Source organism: Streptomyces sp. CC224B, assembly GCF_030010595.1.
GTDB classification, from domain to species: Bacteria; Actinomycetota; Actinomycetes; order Streptomycetales; family Streptomycetaceae; genus Streptomyces; species Streptomyces longispororuber.
Genome location: NZ_JASCXL010000033.1, coordinates 35,870 through 54,683 on the forward strand (window position 1 = coordinate 35,870; position 18,814 = coordinate 54,683).

General features: G+C 71.5%; 17 protein-coding genes, 4 tRNA genes and 1 pseudogene. 13 read left to right on the forward strand and 9 right to left on the reverse strand.

Annotated elements, in window-relative coordinates; all coding sequences use genetic code 11:
- Nucleotide 1 precedes the first annotated feature (1 nt).
- Together QK440_RS15795 and QK440_RS15800 are read left to right on the forward strand one after the other, a co-directional pair.
- Nucleotides 2-892, forward strand: a complete 891-nt coding sequence (locus tag QK440_RS15795; protein ID WP_282793726.1) for a thioredoxin domain-containing protein — start codon at nt 2-4, stop codon at nt 890-892.
- The gene (locus tag QK440_RS15800; RefSeq protein ID WP_282793727.1) at nt 889-1,740 is read left to right on the forward strand and encodes a cytochrome c biogenesis CcdA family protein; all 852 of its coding nucleotides are present in this window, start codon (nt 889-891) and stop codon (nt 1,738-1,740) included. The genes QK440_RS15795 and QK440_RS15800 overlap by 4 nt, the downstream gene beginning before the upstream one ends.
- A 381-nt stretch (nt 1,741-2,121) precedes the next feature.
- On the opposite strand, the gene QK440_RS15805 is transcribed toward QK440_RS15800, so the two are convergent.
- The 5 genes from QK440_RS15805 to QK440_RS15825 all read right to left on the reverse strand — a co-directional run bounded on the left by QK440_RS15805 (nt 2,122) and on the right by QK440_RS15825 (nt 4,533).
- Nucleotides 2,122-2,355: a YozE family protein gene (locus QK440_RS15805; RefSeq protein ID WP_282793728.1), complete on the reverse strand. Its 234-nt coding sequence runs from the start codon at nt 2,353-2,355 to the stop codon at nt 2,122-2,124.
- A 241-nt stretch (nt 2,356-2,596) separates the two neighbouring features.
- Nucleotides 2,597-2,670, reverse strand: a tRNA-Phe gene (locus QK440_RS15810).
- A gap of 20 nt (nt 2,671-2,690) precedes the next feature.
- Nucleotides 2,691-2,765 (reverse strand) — tRNA-Asp (locus tag QK440_RS15815).
- A gap of 40 nt (nt 2,766-2,805) precedes the next feature.
- Nucleotides 2,806-2,878: transfer RNA gene (locus QK440_RS15820), tRNA-Glu, on the reverse strand.
- 80 nt (nt 2,879-2,958) lie between these two features.
- Entirely contained in the window at nt 2,959-4,533 is a 1,575-nt protein-coding gene (locus QK440_RS15825; protein WP_282793729.1) for a metallophosphoesterase, read from the reverse strand.
- 207 nt (nt 4,534-4,740) lie between these two features.
- Between QK440_RS15825 and QK440_RS15830 the strand changes: the two genes are divergently transcribed.
- The 5 genes from QK440_RS15830 (at nt 4,741) to QK440_RS15850 (ending at nt 11,364) form a co-directional block, all read left to right on the forward strand.
- Nucleotides 4,741-5,091 carry a metallopeptidase family protein gene (locus QK440_RS15830; protein WP_016643405.1) on the forward strand — a complete coding sequence of 117 codons (351 nt, stop codon included), beginning with the start codon at nt 4,741-4,743 and terminating at the stop codon, nt 5,089-5,091.
- 191 nt (nt 5,092-5,282) lie between these two features.
- A complete protein-coding gene (locus QK440_RS15835) occupies nt 5,283-5,843 on the forward strand; it encodes a hypothetical protein (protein WP_282793730.1) in 561 nt (186 codons plus the stop codon).
- 503 nt (nt 5,844-6,346) lie between these two features.
- On the forward strand, nt 6,347-8,770 hold the full coding sequence (locus tag QK440_RS15840; protein ID WP_282793731.1) for a DEAD/DEAH box helicase: 2,424 nt from the start codon (nt 6,347-6,349) through the stop codon (nt 8,768-8,770).
- Between the two features lie 112 nt (nt 8,771-8,882).
- On the forward strand, nt 8,883-11,189 hold the full coding sequence (locus tag QK440_RS15845) for a FlgD immunoglobulin-like domain containing protein (RefSeq protein ID WP_282793732.1): 2,307 nt from the start codon (nt 8,883-8,885) through the stop codon (nt 11,187-11,189).
- Between the two features lie 102 nt (nt 11,190-11,291).
- Nucleotides 11,292-11,364, forward strand: a tRNA-Lys gene (locus tag QK440_RS15850).
- 242 nt (nt 11,365-11,606) lie between these two features.
- Here the strand turns inward: QK440_RS15850 and QK440_RS15855 are convergent.
- The 3 genes and pseudogenes from QK440_RS15855 to QK440_RS15865 all read right to left on the reverse strand — a co-directional run.
- A pseudogene (locus QK440_RS15855) lies at nt 11,607-12,161 on the reverse strand (tyrosine-type recombinase/integrase); the annotation flags it as partial.
- Between the two features lie 154 nt (nt 12,162-12,315).
- Nucleotides 12,316-12,471: a hypothetical protein gene (locus QK440_RS15860; RefSeq protein WP_282793733.1), complete on the reverse strand. Its 156-nt coding sequence runs from the start codon at nt 12,469-12,471 to the stop codon at nt 12,316-12,318.
- Nucleotides 12,472-12,525: 54 nt separating this feature from the next.
- On the reverse strand, nt 12,526-12,732 hold the full coding sequence (locus QK440_RS15865) for a hypothetical protein (protein WP_282793734.1): 207 nt from the start codon (nt 12,730-12,732) through the stop codon (nt 12,526-12,528).
- Nucleotides 12,733-12,869: 137 nt separating this feature from the next.
- Here QK440_RS15865 and QK440_RS15870 point away from each other — a divergent pair, with 137 nt between their 5' ends.
- The 6 genes from QK440_RS15870 to QK440_RS15895 all read left to right on the forward strand — a co-directional run bounded on the left by QK440_RS15870 (nt 12,870) and on the right by QK440_RS15895 (nt 17,062).
- Nucleotides 12,870-13,199, forward strand: a complete 330-nt coding sequence (locus QK440_RS15870) for a hypothetical protein (protein WP_282793735.1) — start codon at nt 12,870-12,872, stop codon at nt 13,197-13,199.
- A 71-nt stretch (nt 13,200-13,270) separates the two neighbouring features.
- Nucleotides 13,271-14,710: a hypothetical protein gene (locus QK440_RS15875; RefSeq protein ID WP_282793736.1), complete on the forward strand. Its 1,440-nt coding sequence runs from the start codon at nt 13,271-13,273 to the stop codon at nt 14,708-14,710.
- An 832-nt stretch (nt 14,711-15,542) separates the two neighbouring features.
- Nucleotides 15,543-15,899, forward strand: a complete 357-nt coding sequence (locus QK440_RS15880; RefSeq protein WP_282793737.1) for a hypothetical protein — start codon at nt 15,543-15,545, stop codon at nt 15,897-15,899.
- A gap of 137 nt (nt 15,900-16,036) precedes the next feature.
- Nucleotides 16,037-16,192: a hypothetical protein gene (locus QK440_RS15885; RefSeq protein ID WP_282793738.1), complete on the forward strand. Its 156-nt coding sequence runs from the start codon at nt 16,037-16,039 to the stop codon at nt 16,190-16,192.
- Nucleotides 16,189-16,716 carry a flavoprotein gene (locus QK440_RS15890; RefSeq protein ID WP_282793739.1) on the forward strand — a complete coding sequence of 176 codons (528 nt, stop codon included), beginning with the start codon at nt 16,189-16,191 and terminating at the stop codon, nt 16,714-16,716. The genes QK440_RS15885 and QK440_RS15890 overlap by 4 nt, the downstream gene beginning before the upstream one ends.
- A gap of 106 nt (nt 16,717-16,822) precedes the next feature.
- Nucleotides 16,823-17,062, forward strand: coding sequence for a hypothetical protein (locus QK440_RS15895; protein ID WP_282793740.1), 240 nt, complete (start codon nt 16,823-16,825; stop codon nt 17,060-17,062).
- A gap of 475 nt (nt 17,063-17,537) precedes the next feature.
- On the opposite strand, the gene QK440_RS15900 is transcribed toward QK440_RS15895, so the two are convergent.
- Nucleotides 17,538-18,812: a mannosyltransferase family protein gene (locus QK440_RS15900; protein WP_282793741.1), complete on the reverse strand. Its 1,275-nt coding sequence runs from the start codon at nt 18,810-18,812 to the stop codon at nt 17,538-17,540.
- Nucleotides 18,813-18,814: the final 2 nt, after the last annotated feature.

Here is an 18,814-nt window from a genome sequence, read left to right on the forward strand (position 1 = left end):
CATGTCCACCGCCCGCACCCCCCGCACCGCCCGCAAGAAGAAGCACATCGCCGTCATGGCGGCCGTGGCCGTCGCCGCCGGGGCGCTCGGCCTCGCCTCGTACTCCGCCACCAAGCCGGACGAGCCGTCGGCCTCGGTCGCCTCCGGTGAGAAGGGCTCCGCCGCCGGGCCGCGCGACGGCGTCTTCCCCGAGCTGGAGGCGCTCGCCCGCCGGGACGCGCGGGACCCGCTCGCCCAGGGCCGCGCGGACGCCCCCGTCGTCATGATCGAGTTCGCCGACTTCAAGTGCGGCTACTGCGGGAAGTTCGCCCGCGACACCGAGCCCGACCTGGTGACGAAGTACGTGGAGGACGGCACGCTGCGCATCGAGTGGCGGAACTTCCCGATCTTCGGCGAGGACTCGGAGCGGGCGGCGCGGGGCGCCTGGGCGGCGGGCCGGCAGGGCCGGTTCTGGCAGTTCCACGAGGCCGCGTACGCCGAGGGCGCCAAGGAGAAGGGCTTCGGTGAGGACCGGTTGAAGGAGCTGGCGCGCGCGGCCGGGGTCAAGGACGTGGCGCGCTTCACGCGCGACGCCGGCAGCGACGCGGCGAAGGCGGCGGTGCGGAAGGACCAGGAGGAGGGCTACAAGCTCGGCGCCACGTCCACGCCGTCGTTCCTGATCAACGGGCGCCCCATCGCGGGCGCGCAGCCCGAGTCCGTCTTCGAGCAGGCGATCGAGGCGGCGGCGGGGGATCGGGCCGGGGGCGGCGAGGGCGGCAAGAGCGGCCAGGGCGGCCGCCGGAGCGGCGAGGACGGTCAGGGCGGCAAGGACGGCCGCCGGAGCGGCGAGGACGGCCAGGGCAGTCGGGGCGACCAGGGTGGCAAGGGTGGCAAGGAGGGGTCGGGCGAGTGACGGCCGACGTCGGATACTTCGCCGCCTTCCTCGCCGGGCTGCTCGCCCTGGTCAGCCCGTGCAGCGCGCTGCTGCTCCCGGCGTTCTTCGCGTACTCGATCGACTCCACGTCGCGGCTGCTCGCCCGGACCGGGATCTTCTACGCCGGGCTCGCCACGACGCTCGTGCCGCTGGGCGCGGCCGGGTCCACGGTCGGGCGGTTCTTCTTCGGGCACCGGGAGGAGCTGGTGTTCTGCGCGGGCTGGCTGATCATCGTGCTCGGGGTCGCGCAGATCGTGGGGTTCGGCTTCGCCTCGCGCCGCCTGGCCGAGCTGTCGGGGCGCATCCGGCCCACCACGGCGGTGTCGGTGTACGCGCTCGGGGCGGTGTACGGGCTCGCGGGGTTCTGCGCGGGCCCGATCCTCGGCAGCGTCCTCACCGTCGCCGCGGTGAGCGGCAGCCCGGTGTACGGGGGCGCGCTGCTCGCCGTGTACGCGCTGGGCATGGCGGTACCGCTGTTCGTGCTCGCCGCCCTCTGGGAGCGGTTCGACCTGGGACGGCGGCGGTGGCTGCGGGGGCGGGCGCTCCGCGTCGGCCGCCTGGAGCTGCACACGACGTCGCTCCTGTCGGGCCTCTTCTTCATCCTGCTCGGTGCCCTGTTCCTCGCGTACGACGGGGCCGCCGCACTCCCCGGCCTCCTCGACGTGGACGACTCGTACGCGGTACAGGAACGGGCCGGCCGCCTGGGAGAGGCGGTACCGGACTGGGCGGTGCTGGTGGGCTTGGTCGCGGTGGCGGGCGCGGTGGCCCTCGCAGCGATCCTGCGCGGCCGCCGGACGGATTCCCGCACGACGCCGGACACGGAGTGACGGGCCGGGCTCCGGGTGCGCCCTCGGGCCCGCCCGGAGCCCTCCCGGCGACCGCACGAGAGCCCTGCCAACTGGCCCTCCGCGCGCGGCGTTTCACGTGAAACATCACCCCGCATTCGCATCCGCCCCGCAGCTACCACCTGGGGCGACACCCGGTACGGGTTCCAGGCGGAGCCGATCCGGGTTCGAGGGCTGGAAAACGACGAAGCCCCCGTCCGGAGACGGGGGCTTCTGCTGTGGCCGGGGCCGGGGTCGAACCGGCGACCTTCCGCTTTTCAGGCCGTGACTGGGCTGGTCAGGGGCTGATCAGGCTGTGAGTCCTAGGTCCGTAGTGGGTGTGGTTGTGCGCTGGTGTTGGCGTACGGGTTGGCGTATCCCTGCTCAGGTATCAGCATGGGCCGCTCGGTATGCCTCGTACTCAGTCCACGCGCGCTCAAGCGTCTCGACAGCATCCGGAATGGCGCCGCACTCTTCCAGGTAGTCGAGCTGTCCCTGCCTCCCCTTGCCTGAGGGCCAGCCGGGATCGCCGGAGACGTCCCGTGCGAGATCCCCGATGGCGGTGCGCTGATCTGTATGGGTCTTCAACCACGCAGTGAAGTTCTTCGGCCTGGGCATGCCCGCATCCTTCCGCCTCAGCGACAGATTGATGCCGGATCAGGCAGATTCGAGCAGACCGCGGCCGTCATGGGAGCGAACGTGCGGGGGCGTTCACGCTGGACGAGCAGCGGAAGGCACTCCGGAAGCTGGGGGACGCCCTCTCCTGAGGGCCGTTGGCGTACGCGTTGGCGTGACCGGCATGAAAGAACCCTCTCCGAAGGATCTTCGGAGAGGGTTCATGCCCTGGTGAGGGCGGCTGTGGCTGGGGCCGGGGTCGAACCGGCGACCTTCCGCTTTTCAGGCGGACGCTCGTACCAACTGAGCTACCCAGCCACGCAACCTTGCGGTTGCAGCGGTCCTGACGGGATTTGAACCCGCGGCCTCCACCTTGACAGGGTGGCGAGCACTCCAAACTGCTCCACAGGACCAAGCTGTTGCGCGAGCACCAGTCTCGCACACGGTGTTGCGTGCCCCCAACGGGATTCGAACCCGTGCTACCGCCTTGAAAGGGCGGCGTCCTAGGCCGCTAGACGATGAGGGCTATCGACCCGCCTGGGCGCTTCGCAGCGCGTCGGGGACGTGAGAAGCATATGGGATACGGGGAGCTATCGCCAAAACGGTTTACGGGCGGGGGGTCGGCGGGGGCGTGGGTGGGGTCGCCCCGGGCCGGTTCTCCTTGGGCAGATGGCGGCTGACCTCGGCTTTTGTCAGGCCGAGCCCGCCGAGCTTGATCTCGTCCCAGGCCTGGAGCCGCTGGGTGGCGCGGTCCAGGTAGAGCACGGAGGCCTCGACCGGGTCCGGGTGCTCGCCCTCGACCGCCCGCAGCCCGCTGCCGCCGGTGGAGCCCTCGATCCGCAGCCGCGTGCCCTTGTCCAGGACGTCCATCTCCTGGTGGTGCAGGTGCCCGGCGAGGACGAGCGGCACGGTGCCGTCGGTCTGCCGCGCGGCCACCGGGTTGTGGGCGACAGCGATGTCGACGGGGGTGCCCGCCGCGGCCTGGGCGCGCAGCGACGAGGCGAGCGTGATGCCCGCCACCTCCTCCGCCGGGTTGCCCTCCGCCTTCGTGGAGCGGTCGGGCGTGAACTGGGGGTCGCCGATGCCCGCGAAGCGCACGCCCGCGACGTCGACGGGCTTGCCGTCGTCCAGGACGTAGGTGTTCCTGAGCTTCGAGAGGTAGCGCTGCGTGGTGCGCGAGTCGTGGTTGCCTCGGACCCAGACGTAGGGCGCGCCGAGGTCCTCGATGGGGTCCAGGAAGGCGTTCTCGGCGGCGGTGCCGTGGTCCATGGTGTCGCCGGAGTCGACGATGACGTCGATCTCGTACTGCTCGACCAGCGAGCTGACGATCTTCCAGCTCGCCGGGTTCAGGTGGATGTCGGAGACGTGCAGGAGGCGGATCGTGGACGGGTCCGGCTCGTACGCGGGCAGCGTGGACGTGACGTCGTACAGCTTGGTGACGTTGGTGACGAGGCGGGCCAGTTCGCGCTGGTAGACGTCGAACTCGCTGACGATGCTGCGGGCGTTGCCGACGACGGAGGGCGCACTGGAGAGCAGGCCGGAGAACTTGGGCTCAAGGACCGACTTGGGGTTCCAGGTGGCGTACGCGGCCGTGCCGGAGGCGGCAAGTAGGGCGAGCGCGAGGCCGCCCGCGGCGAGGGCGCGGCGCGGGCGGCGGTAGACGGCCAGGCCGAGGGCGGTGGCCCCGGCGACGACCGCCGCGCAGGAGCGGACCGCCAGGTTCAGCGTGCCGTTCACGACGTCGCTCGCGACCTCCTCCTGGAGGCCGGAGATCCGCTCGGGGTGGTTGACCAGGGCCTCGGAGCGCACCGGGTCGAGGCGGTCCACGTCGACGTCCAGGCGGATGGGCGCGACGTGCGAGCGCAGCTCCAGGGCGCCGAGCGGCGACACGTCGATCTTCGTGCCGCCGGTGAGCGAGGGCCGCAGCGCCATCCGGGTCTCCATGGGGCCCACGGACGTGTGGACGCTGCCGACGACCAGCAGGCCGAGCCAGGCGCCGAGCAGCACGACGGCCACCAGGCCGAGGGCGCGCGCGACGGGGTGCGGGGTGGGCGCGAGGCCGGGCAGGGCGCGCGGGGAGCGCTTGCGGGCACCCCCGGGGCCGTGGGGTGTGTGAGGGCCCCGGAGGTCTCGGAAGCTCCGGACGCCCCGGAGGGCGCGTCGGCGAGGACGCTGCTCCACGCCTGAGGACCCGCCCTGAGCTGGGCTTTCGTGGTTGTCGCCGGGGCCGCTCCGGAGCGTGCGGAGGCGGTCGCGGAGAGCGGCGGGGGCACCGCGCAGGCTGCGCAGGTGCCGCAGAACGACCATGACGTCGCGCCCCATTGGGCGCGTATGCCCATGTCGGGACGTGGCTATGCCTGGCGGTGATCGACGGTCGACAATGGGCCCGTGCTGGAGATGACGCGCGAGGAGTTCGAGGAACTGGTGGCCGAGGCGCTCGACCGGATCCCGCCCGAGCTGACACGGCTCATGGACAACGTGGCGGTGTTCGTCGAGGACGAGCCGCCCCGCGACGACCCCGAGCTGCTCGGGCTCTACGAGGGCACGCCGCTGACCGACCGCGGCGAGTGGTACGCCGGGGTGCTGCCCGACCGGATCACGATCTACCGGGGGCCGACGCTGCGGATGTGCGAGTCGCGCGAGGACGTCGTGGCCGAGACGGAGATCACCGTCGTGCACGAGGTGGCGCACCACTTCGGGATCGACGACGAGCGGCTGCACGCGCTCGGGTACGGCTGAGCGGCGCCGCCGGGCGCGGCGGTGGGCGCGGCGGTGGGCGGTGCGGCGGGCGCGGGGCTCGTGCGGGCGGGCGCGGGCCTTGTCCGGGGCGGGCGCGGGGCCTGTCCGGGGCGCCGGGGCGCGTGTCCTCTTGCCGTGCGCGGGAGTTGGGCAGGGCGTCCCTCTCCCCTGCGCCTCGGAGGTGCTCGGCCGTGCGCCAGTTGTACGTTTCCGTCCGGTGGGCGGCGGCCGCCATGGCCGTCGCGGCGACCGCGGGCTGTATGAGCATCGGCGACGACGGGAGCGGCGCGCCCGCCCCGGGGAAGTCCGGCCGGGAGCGCGGGGGCGCCGCCGCGCCCGACGGCGGGACGGTGCTGCCCGGCGCCGCGCGCGAGGAGGGGCGGGACGGCGGCCGCCGCGGCGACGACGACAAGGGCCGGAAGGGCCGGGGCGGGAAGGACCGGGGCAGGCGCGGCGAGGACCGGAAGGCCGCCGGCCCCCGCGACGACAAGCCCGGGACCAAGCCCTCGCGGGCCGGTTCGGGCACGACCGCGGCGTCGGTCGAGCCGACGAGGAACGGACGCCCCACGCCGACCCGCACGAAGCCGGGGCCCCGGCCGACGCGCACCACCCCCACGCCGGACCCGACGCCCGAGCCGCCCTCCCCGACGCCGGACCCCACGACGCCCGAGCCGTCGTCGTCGGCGCACGGGGAGGTGGAGGGGCCGGTGAAGGAGCAGGGGGAGCCGTCGCCCGCGGCGGGGCCGGCGTAGGCCGGGGGCGCGGGGTCCGGCGTGGTCCGGTGGGGCGCGGGGGCTGGGGGTGATCGGCGGGGCGGAGGAGCCGGGTGTGACCGGCTCGCGGCCTCGTCCGCAAGCGCCGGTCGGGCTGGTCGTCGAGCGCTGGGCGGCCTCGTCCGCAAGCACCGGACGGGCTGCTTCTCCAGGGCTGTCCTCGCTGGTCCGGCGCTGGTTGCAGGGCTGGGTGCGACGCTGGTTGCAGCACTGGGTACGGCGTCGTTTTCCGGGGGCGGAGCACCGGGGGCGGGCAGGGCGCGGTGGGCCTTCGGGGAGGGTTCTTCCGGTGGGGGTTTGCCAATGGGGGGGGGAGGTGCGTATGGTGGTAGATCGTTTGATCCCATTTGCCCGGCGCCGTAAAAGAGAGCGCCGTGTGGCGCGTACTCTCCCTTGCCGTGGCTGACCGCATTGAGGCGGTCCATTGCGAAATCACGGAGTTGTGGGCGCGTGCCGAGACTCCGGAAGGTTTCGCATTTCGCATGTCCATTTCCAGTTTTGACGTTGACGCTGTCCAGGTTCAGGTCCAGGACGAGGCCGAGCTCGCGACCCTCGCCGATGTTCCCTCGGTGACCGAGGCCGCTGACGCCGCCGAGACGGCCGCGGCGCCCGCCGCGACCGACACCGACACCGCCGCCGCCGAGGTCCTTGAGGCCGTCGAGGCGCTCGTCACCCCCGAGGCCGATGAGGCGCTCGTCACCCCCGAGGCCGATGAGGTCGACGAGGCCGAGGAAGCCGAAGAGCCCGGTATGACCTTCGCCGACCTCGGTCTCCCCGAGGCCGTCGTCCGCAAGCTCGCCCGCAACGGCGTCACCACGCCCTTCCCGATCCAGGCCGCGACCATCCCGGACGCCCTGGCCGGCAAGGACATCCTCGGCCGCGGCCGTACCGGCTCCGGCAAGACCCTCTCCTTCGGCCTGCCGGCCCTGGCCACCCTCGCGGGCGGCCACACGGAGAAGAAGAAGCCGCGCGCCGTCATCCTGACGCCGACCCGCGAGCTCGCCATGCAGGTCGCCGACGCCCTCCAGCCGTACGGCGACGTCGTCGGCCTGAAGATGAAGGTCGTCTGCGGCGGTACGTCCATGGGCAACCAGATCTACGCCCTGGAGAAGGGCGTCGACATCCTGGTCGCCACCCCGGGCCGCCTGCGCGACCTGATCAACCGCGGCGCCTGCTCGCTCGAGAACGTGCGGATCGCCGTGCTCGACGAGGCCGACCAGATGTCGGACCTGGGCTTCCTGCCCGAGGTCACCGAGCTGCTCGACCAGGTCCCGGCGGACGGCCAGCGCATGCTGTTCTCCGCGACGATGGAGAACGAGATCAAGACCCTCGTCGACCGGTACCTGAACAACCCGGTCGCGCACGAGGTCGACGCCGCGCAGGGCGCCGTCACGACCATGACGCACCACATCCTGATCGTGAAGCCCCGGGACAAGGCGCCGGTCACCTCCGCGATCGCCTCCCGCAAGGGCCGCACGATCATCTTCGTCCGCACCCAGCTCGGCGCCGACCGCGTCGCCGAGCAGCTCCGCGACGCCGGCGTGAAGGCCGACGCGCTGCACGGCGGCATGACGCAGGGCGCGCGCACCCGCACCCTCGCGGACTTCAAGGACGGGTACGTGAACGTCCTCGTCGCCACGGACGTCGCCGCGCGCGGCATCCACGTCGACGGCATCGACCTCGTCCTGAACGTGGACCCGGCCGGCGACCACAAGGACTACCTGCACCGTGCGGGCCGTACGGCGCGCGCCGGGCGGACGGGCACGGTCGTCTCCCTGTCCCTGCCGCACCAGCGCCGCCAGATCTTCCGCCTCATGGAGGACGCGGGCGTCGACGCCACGCGCCACATCATCAACGGCGGCGGCGCCTTCGACCCGGAGGTCGCCGAGATCACCGGCGCCCGGTCCATGACCGAGGTGCAGGCCGAGTCCGCGGGCAACGCCGCGAGCCAGGCCGAGCGCGAGGTGCGCCAGCTCACCAAGGAGCTGGAGCGGGCCCAGCGCCGCGCCGCGGAGCTGCGCGAGGAGGCCGACCGCCTCACCGCCCGGGCCGCGCGCGAGCGGGGCGAGGACCCGGCCGAGGCGCTCGCCGCCTCCGCCGCCGTGGAGACCGCCGCCGACGCGGGCGAGACCGAGGCCGCGGCCGCCGTCTCCGTCCCGGAGCAGGCGGAGCAGCCGCGGGCCGAGCGCGCGGAGCGCACCGAGCGCCCGGAGCGCACCGAGCGCTTCGACCGTGGTGACCGCGGTGGCTTCAGCCGCGACAACCGTGACAGCCGTGACAGCCGCCGTGACGACCGTGGTGGCTTCAGCCGTGACAACCGTCGTGACGACCGGGGCGGTTTCAACCGTGACCGTGACCGTCGTGACGACCGCGGTGGCCGTCCCTTCGAGCGCCGCGACGACCGCGGTGGCTTCAACCGCGACAGCCGCGACAGCCGCCGTGACGACCGTGGTGGCTTCAGCCGTGACAACCGTCGTGACGACCGGGGCGGTTTCAACCGTGACCGTGACCGTCGTGACGACCGTGGCGGCCGTCCCTTCGAGCGCCGCGACGACCGCGGTGGCTTCAACCGCGACAGCCGTGACAACCGCGACAGCCGTGACAACCGTCGTGACGACCGGGGCGGTTTCAACCGTGACCGTGACCGTCGTGACGACCGCGGTGGCCGTCCCTTCGAGCGCCGCGACGACCGCGGCGGCTTCCGCCGGGACGACCGCCCGTCCGGCCACCGCGGCAGCGACCGCCCGTACAACCGTGACCGCCGCGACGACCGCCCTTCCGGCGGCTACCGCTCCGGCGGCCACGACCGTCCGTCGTACAACCGTCGTGACGACCACCGCTCCGGCTCCGGCGGCGGCTCCTTCGGCCGCCGCGACGACAAGCCGCGCTGGAAGCGCAACGGCTGACCGTAGCTGAAGAGAGCGGGCCCATCTTCGGATGGGCCCGCTTTCGTCCGTGTCCGGGGCGTTGCGCCGCGACTGTTAGCATCCGAGCCGAAAAATGATCAGGGGGGATCTCTTGGCTCGCTACACCTGGCGGCGCGGCACGGTCGCCACGACGGCGTCGCTCGCGCTGTCCGCCGGACTGCTCTCGCTCGCCGCGCCACCGGCCGTGGCCGAGCCCGGACCCGGACCCGGACCCGCCGGAACCGTCGTCGTCGACGCGGCCGACCGGTTCGAGCCGCGCGGCGTATCGCTGTACGGCGCCGGCCGCACCGGGTACCTGCACCGTACGGAGACGGACGACGGGCGGAGCGGCGTCCTCTGGACGGAGTTCGAGACGGGCCGCACCCGCCAGGTGGAGCACCCCACGTCGGTGAACGGCTCGGTCGCCATGGACATCCGCCCCGGGTTCCACGCGCTGGACCTCACCGACCTGGACTCCGGCGAGTCCGTCGCGATCACCGCTTCGTCCGAGCACTACCTGATGACCGGCGCGTTCACCGACCGCACCGCCGTCTCGACCGTGCGCGACCGTGCGACCGGCACCCTCTCCCTGCACCTGCTGCGCGCCGAGGCCGACGGCACCGTCTCGGACCGGGTGGTGCGGGGCCTGCCCGACGGCGTGACGGGCATGGAACGCGTACGGTTCCAGGACCGCGACGGCGCGGTCCTCCTCCTGCGCGGCCCCGAGGGCACCAGGGCCTACCTGCTCGACTACCGCACAGGCGGTCTCACCCCCCTCTTCCCCGCCCTCAACGGCGACGACCTGCCGACGCAGTACGCGCTCTCCGCCGACCGGGTCCTCGGCTACTGGCCCGAGCGCGACGTGGCGTACACCGTGGAGCGCGGTACGCCGCACGCCGCGCCGGTGCGGACCACGATCCCCGGCCCCGTCGGCCCCACCACCGCGCGCCGGGCGACGATGGCCCTCGCCGGTGACCGGATCCTGGTCGTGCACGAGGAGGCGCTGCCGAAGCGGCAGGTGGGCCAGCCGCTGCACGCGGTCCGTGTCGGCGGCGGCAGCGAGCGCCTGCTCGACCACGCGGGCACGTGGCTCGCGCCCGCCGCCGACGGCTCGGTCCTTACCGTGGGCGGCACCGGGTCCGCCGACTGGGCCGTCCGCAGGGTTCTCGCCGACGACGCAGGCGGAGTGCGGCTCGCCGCGGTCCGCGACGTCGAGCCGGTCAGGGCTCGGATCGACGGCCTCGCACTCGGCGGCGGCCGGCTGACGGTGGCGACCGCGGGCGGTGGCGGTGGCGCCCCCGGGGAGCGCGAACTCCGCTCCTACGACCTGTCCGCCACCGGCGCCCCGAGGGCCGTCTCGGGTCCCGAGCACGTCGCCGCACTGCCCGACAAGGCGTACGCGCCGTGCGCGGAGGACTCCACGTGCGTCGACCTGTACGCCCTCGGCAACGGCCGGGTCGCGTACTCCACCGGCGACACCGTCCGCGAGCCCACGTCCCCGCACACGCACCGGACGATCGCCCCCGGCACGGGACGCGTCGACCTCGTCGGCGCGTCCGGCCGCTACACGCTGATCAACAAGCGCGGCAAGACCCGGTACTACGTCGGAGACTCCGAGAACGCCGCCAGGGAGCCCGTCGCCCACACCTTCACCGCCCACTCGGCCGCCCTCTGGGGCACCAAGGTGTGGCACCCCGGCAGGACCACCGGCACGGTCGTGTCGTACGACCTGAGGTCCCGGAAGACGAGCGCGCCCGTCACACTGGGCTCCGGCTGCGTGCCCAAGGGCCTCCAGGTGGTGGGGCGTTGGCTCTACTGGGACTGCGGGGGCAGGGCCGGGGTGCGGGACCTGACGGCGAAGAGGAACATCACGGTGCCCAAGGGCGGTGCGCTGCTGGGCGACGGCTTCCTCGTGCGCCGGACCGGGACCCGTCTCGACCTCACCGACTTCCACAGGGGCGCGGGGGCGCGCGTGACCACCAGGCGCCTCGCCACTGTGCCGGAGTACGACGAGCCCGGCCCGAGCTGGACCGTCGACAGGTTCGGCGGCCACGTCGCGTACGTCGACGCCGAGCAGCGCGTGCGGGTCGTGCCGGTCGCGGTGCCGCGCTCGCCCGTCACCTCCATCGAGTCGCGCACCGCCGCCACGGGTGCCACGTGGCGGGGCACCTGGCAGCTGTCCCGGCCCGCCACCGCGTGGAAGCTGACGTTCGAGGACGCCACCGGCAAGACGTCCGGGACGGTACGCGGGACCGCCCGCGAGGCCGCGACGATCACCGCACGCTGGAACGGCCGCACTCCCGACGGCAAGAGGGCCCGCACCGGCCGCCACACCTGGACGCTCAGCGCGAGGGGCGCCGGGGACGCCGCTTACCGCACCGTGCAGACGGGCACGCTCCGCCTCACCGGAGGCCGCTGACCCCCGCCCCGGCGACCCACGACGGCACCCGGTGCCGATACCCCATCGGACTGCCAGGCCTCTCCGGCTATGCTCATGGGTGCGCCGACAGCACGTCGGTGTGGACCGTTAGCTCAATTGGCAGAGCAGTGGACTTTTAATCCATTGGTTGTGGGTTCGAGTCCCACACGGTCTACGGGAAGCGGGTTGGTGGAAACCCCATCTGACCTGCGCTTGAGCGCCCTGTCTGGCTTTGCCGGGCGGGGCGCTCCGCTGTTCGCTGGCCCCTTGCTGGCCGCAGGTGAGCCCGGCGGTGCGGCGATCTTGTCGGGGGACGAGGCGCGCGGCGTCCTCGGCCGCCTTCTTGGGGACCTCGGGGAGCACGCTCGTGTACGTGTCCGACGTGATCGTGATGGAGGAGTGCCCGAGCATCTCCTGCACGACCTTCATGTCGGCCCCGGCGGCGAGAGCGAGCGTCGCCGCGCCGTGGCGGAGATCGTGCAGACGGATGGGCGGCAGCTCCGCTTCGGTGGCGAGGTGCTGGAACTGGTCGGTGACCCATGTCGGGTGCAGCCACTCGCCGTCGTCTTGCGTGAAGACACGACCCGTCTCGACGTACGCCTCGCCCCACTTGAGGCGCTCGCGCATCTGCCGCTTGCGGTGCGCCTTAAGGACCTCGACCGTCGCCGAGTCGAGGGCGACCACGCGGGCGCCGCTGTCCGTCTTGGGGGCGGACTCCTCGACCTTCCAGCCGCGCTGTACGAGCTGCGTGGTGACCGTGAGCGTGCCGCCGCGCAGGTCGACGTCGGCCCATTGCAGGCCGCATGCCTCGCCCGGCGGAGCCCGCGGAACGCGACCAGGTGGAAGAGCGCGTACAGGCGGTGCTTCGCGGCCCGGTCGAGGAAGGCGCCGGTCTGCTCGGGCGTCCAGACCATGACGGGGGAGGGTTCGGCTCCCGTGCGCCGCCACTGCGCGATGCGGTCCTCGGTCCACACGAGGGCCTTGGGGCGCCTGCCGCTGTCGAGCTCGACGTGCGCCGCCGGGTTGAACGTGATGAGCTGCTGGGCGATCGCGTCGTTGAGGGCGGCGCGTAGGGTGGCCCGGATGCGCTGTCGGCTGGCCGCTCCCGTGATCTTCCGGAAGGGCTTCATCCGGCGAGCTTCGCCCGCTCCTTGGCCAGTCGCTCGCGCTCGGCTCCCGCGGGCCGCCCCGGCTTGGTCGGCTTGCACCGCTCCATCTGAGCGTGACGGTCGGCGTTCTCGGCGAGGATCTCCTCGTTGTGGTCCTCGATGGCGTCGAACATCTCGACCAGGAGGCCGACCGTGAGGCGGTCGAGGCGGCGCTCGCCTATGCGGGGCTAGAGGTGCACCCGGATGTGCGAGGCGTACCCGTCGAGGGTGGTGTCGCGGCGGCGCTTGCCCGCGAGCCACTCGTCGAGCCACTCGCCCACGGTGATCCGGGTCGTGAGGGACTGCCCGGAGCGGAAGCGGCGCTTCGTCTCCTCGTGGTCCGGTATCGCCTCCTTCTTGGCCGAGACGGAGGCGAGGAGGTCGCCTATGCGCACGCGGCCGTCGGGGTCGTCGTCGCCAGGGATGGTGAGCAGGGCGCGGACCTTGTCGAGGTCGGCCTGCGCGTCGGACGGTCATCCTGTCCCAGGAGAAGAACAACCTCGGGCGCCTCGACCTACCGTCGCTCACGTACGTGGTGCGGGACACGGAGGTCGAGACCGGGGACGGCCTGACCTCTTTGGGGCGCGTCGAGTTCACGGGCGAGTCGGCGCAGAGCGTCGGGGACGTGCTCGCCGACTCGGGCACGGCGCCAGAGGAACGCAGCGAGCGCGAGGAAGCCGTCGCGTGGCTGCGCGACTACCTGACCCGCAACGGCGGCGAAGCGCCTGCGGGCGAGCTGTTCAAGGCCGGGGCACAGGCCGGGTTCGAGCGGCACACGCTGCGCCGCTGCCGGGCCAAAGCGCACGTGAAGTCGCAGAAGGCGGACTTCGACGGCGGGTGGGTGTGGCGCGTGGTCGCGTAGGCGGGCCGCGAAGGTGACGCCAAGATGACGAAGGTGACAGGGCACAGAGAGCTGTCACCTTCGTCATCTTCGTGGTCGCCTTGGGCGCCGAGTGTTACGTCGCCCGGCTCGCGGACAGACCTCAGGATCTCCTCAAGTTTCTTCGGCTCACCCGGGTGGCCCAGATAATGACGCTGTACTCAGGGCCAACCGTGGAGGTGCGTATGGCAATTTCAGATGAAGTGTTCTCCACGATTGATGCCCATGTAGGGGCCCGCTGGACAGCCGTGCCACTGAAGGCTGTTATTGCCTTCTTCATCCTGGGGTTTCTTGTTGAGTTTACTCGCTTCTGGACTATCAGATTCTGGAGCAGGGTGAGCGCGCGAATAGAGCGGCGCCAATGGTTTTCTGGAGCGATAGGGTCGGCCCGCAAGATTGGGGTGGGGGTGGGAGCGCCTGGATGGAGAAAGCGGATGCCGCGCTCCCTCGGCAGCCTTGAAGGGAAGACCCCTGCCCGGCTCTTTCACTACATGAGAGCGAGGCGCCTCACCGGCCAGATATCTTCGAGGCGCCTGGAGAGGATGGCGACGAGGAGGAATCGACTGGAGATGCTTTCCGAGCTGCCAATGAGGGTGGTCAGGGTTTTCGCTCGAAGGTCGGTAGTTGTTCTTTCGTCTTGCGCGGTCGTGTACGACCATGAGCGGCCGGGGGAGCTACGGGGCGACCTTGGGCGGATTGCTGAACGCTCTGTGTCTCTGGCTGATCAGAGAACTTGGATCCCAGTTCTAGTACTTGGGGTCGGCGTCCTAGCTGTTTCTAGGGCCAGCCCTCTGATTGACGGAGTGAGGGCGCGTGACGAGGCGGCTAAGGACACGAATCGAATGTTGACAGAACTCTTGGCTAAACTCTCAGAGCTCGACGTCGCCTTGCGGGAAGTTTACGGGAACATAACTGTCTACCGCCGCGCCTACCTGGATGAAATATCAGGGGTCACAAAGTCGGGGAGAGAGTGGTCACCGCAGAGTGGCTTCGATGAAGTGTACTATGGTTTTAGGGCGGACTGGCTTTACGGGAAATCGCTTGATGCTTTGGTGGGTGAGGGAGATTTCCAGAGGATGCGGCAGGCGCTCGATTCTGTCGGAAGTCACCTCGAGGGAATTCGCGATAAAGGGCTCTCTTCTGTCGCCATCAGGATTCTCGCACCCGTTTCAAGCGTACTTAGGGACTGTGGGCTCGAGTGGCACTTGCTCTATGACCGCAATCATGATCTCGGTGTGACCCGCTCGTATGTGGGGATGGGCTGGCTGGAGATGCGAGCCGAGGCGAAGGAAAGGGTATTCACGAGATTCATGGAGGGATCCGAGGAAGAGCATGTGCTGGATTCCAGACTTCTGGAAGAGTCGTATCGCGTAGATGACCTGCTCTTGCGAGGCAAGCTGGGGCATCTGCGCCTTCGGCGAGTCCAGCGATTCTTGATCAAGCGCGTTCATGGCACGATGTTGACTCGGTTGATTGGTGCTGCTCGGGGATAAGTAGCGACTGCGTGCTGGGCCGATTGGCCGGGCACTTCCGCTGATCTGTCGGCAGCATCGGTGTCGTTTCACGAAAGGCGGTAGCGGTCCGCACGCGACCGGTCGCGCCTTTACGCGCGCGTGCGCGCGAATACATCGTGGCACTGACAGTTGGGCCCGTCCGGGCGACCGGTCACAGCGCTGCCCTACTGCGCGGGTCTGCTCGCCTCGCGTACGCAGTCCACGCACACCCATCCGGCGCGCGCCACGAGCCGGGTGCGCTCTTTGGATGCTTGCCGCACCAGGCCCGATGGGTGCACGGTCGGGCAGGTCACGCTTGATGTAGGAGCCGACGCCGACGCATGGTTTCTTAGCCATCGGCGCCGTCCTCGTCTTCGCTGTCCGGCTCGGCAGGGGGGACGGTCTCCTGCCCGAACACGTCGTACCCGTTGACCTTGGATATCCCGTCGTCGCCTCCCACGGTCTCACCTCCTTCCCTGTGCCGGAAGTGCGGCCCGGCCTTCTCACGGGCAAGGGTCGGGCCGCGTGCGGCGGGTGGAGCGGGCCCGCCGCTGGTTCCTCGGCGAGGGCAGCTAGGTGGTGACCCGGCGGACGTGGGCGGGCTCCAGCCTGGTGGGGAGGTCGTGGGTGGGTTCCATGACCGCATAGTCGGCGAAGACGCGGCGGTAGCGCAGGTGTCCGGTCTCCTGGGTGTGCTTGCGCTGCTATTCCTCGACCGGCTCCGGGGCGCTGTGCAGGCCAGAGGCCGCGTCGCAGTCGGCATCGTCACCGCTGACGCAGCGGGCCCCGTACTCCGCTGCCGCGTAGGGGTCCTGTCGCTGACCGGAGCGTCATGGCGGCCGAGCGGTCCGGGGACAGCATGGCCATGGCGGGGGCTACGCGGCACCTGTGCGACGCGATGTTCCACCGCGGTGACGGTGCGGCGGCCGTCGATCTCGCGACTGCCGTCGCCGGGCGCCTCGAGGCCGACCTCGTCGACCGTGGGGAGCAAGGGCTGAGCGTGCTCGGCATGCTGTACCCGAAGGCCACCATGGCAGCGGCCCACGCCGAGACGCGCGCCGCGGTGCCGGACCTGCTCGAGGCGGCGGAAGCCTCCGCCGAGCGGTTGGGTGCGGACGGCACGCGCTGTGGACCGCCTTCGGGCCGACCAACGTACGGATTCACCGCGTCTCCGCCCTGGTGCGCCTGAACGACGGGGCCGACGCCGTGGCAGCGGCGGCCGAGATCGCTGTTCCGGCCATGAGCGCGCTGCCGAGGGAACGGCGAGCACACCACCTGGGCGACGTGGCCCGTGGGCTCACGCAGGCCGGCAGACGCGAGGAAGCCGTGAGCACGCTTCTCGAGGCCGAGCGCGAGGCACCCGAGGAGACGCACTGCCGCCCGCGTACGAAGCGCCTCGTCGAGGATCTGCGGCTGCTGGGAGTCGGGTCCGCAGAGGGGCGCTTGCGCGGTCTGGCAGCGCGCTGTGGACTGCCCGCATGACTGACCGCGTGCTCTATCTGATCTCTTGCGCGGCGCCGCCCTCGCGCCGAATCCGATCCGGTATCGAGCAGGCGCAGGCGGCGGGTTGGGACGTGTGCCAGGTGTTCACGCCATCCGCCGCCCGCTGGCTCGAGGGCGAGCTGCCGCAGCTCGAGGAACTGACCGGGCACCCCGTGCGCACCTCGTACAAGCTGCCCGACGAGCCCGATGTGCTGCCGCCACCCGACGCGATCCTCGTCGCCCCGGCCACGTTCAACACACTCAACAAGTGGGCGCTCGGGATCTCGGACACGCTCGCCCTTGGCCTCATCACGGAAGCGATCGGGCTCGGCCTGCCACTCGTCGCCCTGCCGTACCTCAACCGTGCGCAGGCCGCGCACCCGGCCCTCGCGACGAGCGTCGACCTCCTGCGGACCAACGGCGTCACGGTCCTGCTCGGCGACGGCGGGTTCGTCCCGCATGAGCCGAAACACGGCGACCTTGACGCGTACCCGTGGCAGGCGGCCCTCGACGCGCTGCCGTAGGCGTCAGCCTGCCCGCCAGTGGGTGCTGGAAGTTTCGGAGTTCGCTCCCTTCCTTCGCCGGGGAGCGACAGACTCGAGCTGTTTCGTATCGCATGGGAGGGCTGCGATGGCGTACGCAGAGCGCGTAGAAGGCGACGGCGATTTCGTTCCCAATCCTGCTCAGGTGAAGGAGATGCACACGACAGACCCTGAGCAGGCGTACGAATTGCTCAAGGCCGCTGCAACTCTCGGGATGGGCGTCGCGCTGAGCAACTACGTGGAGCCCGGCGCGTCTGAGGAATGGTGGCGGGTCGACATCTTCGAGGACCCGCCACTTCGGAAGGGCGAGGACGGAGACGCGGAGTAACGCGACGTGCTGCCAGGGGCCGGTGCGAGGTCCGGTGCCTGGCGGCGCTCGACACCTTTGTTGCAGGTCAGCCAGGGTGCAACGTGAGCCCGGAGTGAGCCCGGACGCCTTCGGATGGGCTGCGATGAGCTGTGATCGCCATGCCATCCAACCGGCTCTCACCTGGTCGGATGGCATGAGGGATCATGCGACGGACCGCCCCGTCACGGGTCCTCGTCGACTTTTGCCTCCATTGGTTGTGGGTTCGAGTCCCACACGGTCTACGGAGTGATCAGCCCCTGACTTGCGGCCCAGGCCGCGAGCCAGGGGCTGATGCGCGCTCGAAGGGGCGTTGCAGATCATTGGCTCGGCCGGTGCTCGGCCGAAGTGTTGGCGATCGTGGAAGAGGGCCCGCCCGGAGGAGTCTCCGGACGGGCCCGTTCGCGTCTGCGGGCGGCCGCACGCCGTACCGCGCAGCCGCCCCTCCGCGCCGGGGTCACCCCGCCCACCGGCCCGTCAGGAACGTGAGGGCGCAGACGGTCATGAGGGGCGCCACGAGGCACACGTACGCGGTGCGTACGCGCGGGGCGCGCAGGCTCCAGGCGGCGAGGACCACCCACAGCGGCCACCACAGGAGGGTGGCGCGGGGCAGGGACATGTACCAGTACGAGGTGCCGAGCGCGGCCAGGGTCAGGGCGGTGTACGTCGCCTCGGGCCAGCGGCGCCGGTACAGCAGGAAGCCGGTGAGCAGCAGGCCCAGGACCATCGCGAGGAGCTCGGCCTGGAACTCGATGGCGTAACCGGTGGGGACGGTGTGGTGGAAGGCCGCGTCCCAGGTGTTGCGCCAGGCCTCCCAGGGCGGGTGGAAGTCGCGGTACCAGCCGCGCTCCTCCGCGTGCTTCCACGCCATCCAGTCACCCGTGTGGGACCGGAGGTACGCGCTGTACGCGAGCGGCGGCAGCGCGGGCAGCAGCAGCCAGGGCAGCGCGCGCCCGTCGCGGTGCGCGCGGACGGTCGTCAGGAAGAGCACGGCGATCGCGGCGGCCAGGAAGAGGCCGCTGACGCGCACGGTGGTCGCCAGGGCCGCCAAAGTCGCGGCGAGCGGCCAGGCCCGGCGCTGCGCGGCCAGCCACGCGGGCAGGGCCAGGGCGAGGAACAGCGCCTCGGTGTAGCCGGCCGCGAGGAACACGGCGCAGGGGGAGAGCAGGAAGAACAGGACCGCGCGGCGCCCCGCGTCCGGGTGGGGCACGTACCGGCGGGTGACGCGGGCGAGCGCGAGGACCGCCACCGCGCCGCAGACGAGGGAGAGCAGCAGCCCGGCCGCCGTCCAGTCGGGTACGACGGCGTGGACGGCCCGCAGCGCGAACGGGAAACCGGGGAAGAAGGCCTCCCGGTTGTCCCAGTCCGCCGTCCCGGGGCCCGCGCCCCCGGGGAAGTAGCCGTCCTGCGCTATGCGGAGGTAGTGCCACCAGTCCCACTGCTGCCAGGCGGCCAGGAGTGAGGAGGCGTGACGGGTGCGGGAGTCGGCCGGGAACAGCCAGGTGGCGCAGTAGGCCGTCGTCCACAGGCCTACGCGGGTGAGGACGTAGAGGGCGAGGACGTCCCTGTCTTCGCGGGACACGCGGTGCGACAGGCGGCGGGCGGTGGCGCGGAGTCCGTTCCGTACGGCCTCGCGTACGGCGTTCCGGCGCGTGGCTGGGCCGGGGGAGCGCGCGTTCCCGGAGGCGGGGCGCGCCGCCTCCCGGGGCCGGGGAGGGGACGAAACGGGCATGG

Bases quoted from the DNA above. Each gene is read 5' to 3' on its own strand.
- QK440_RS15795 (WP_282793726.1), top strand. From the start codon at position 2: ATGTCCACCGCCCGCACCCCCCGCACCGCCCGCAAGAAGAAGCACATC.
- QK440_RS15805 (WP_282793728.1), bottom strand. From the start codon at position 2,355: ATGCCCAGGCCGAAGAACTTCACTGCGTGGTTGAAGACCCATACAGAT.
- QK440_RS15840 (WP_282793731.1), top strand. From the start codon at position 6,347: ATGTCCATTTCCAGTTTTGACGTTGACGCTGTCCAGGTTCAGGTCCAG.
- QK440_RS15860 (WP_282793733.1), bottom strand. From the start codon at position 12,471: ATGTTCGACGCCATCGAGGACCACAACGAGGAGATCCTCGCCGAGAAC.
- QK440_RS15880 (WP_282793737.1), top strand. From the start codon at position 15,543: ATGGCGGCCGAGCGGTCCGGGGACAGCATGGCCATGGCGGGGGCTACG.
- QK440_RS15890 (WP_282793739.1), top strand. From the start codon at position 16,189: ATGACTGACCGCGTGCTCTATCTGATCTCTTGCGCGGCGCCGCCCTCG.
- QK440_RS15895 (WP_282793740.1), top strand. From the start codon at position 16,823: ATGGCGTACGCAGAGCGCGTAGAAGGCGACGGCGATTTCGTTCCCAAT.
- QK440_RS15900 (WP_282793741.1), bottom strand. From the start codon at position 18,812: ATGCCCGTTTCGTCCCCTCCCCGGCCCCGGGAGGCGGCGCGCCCCGCC.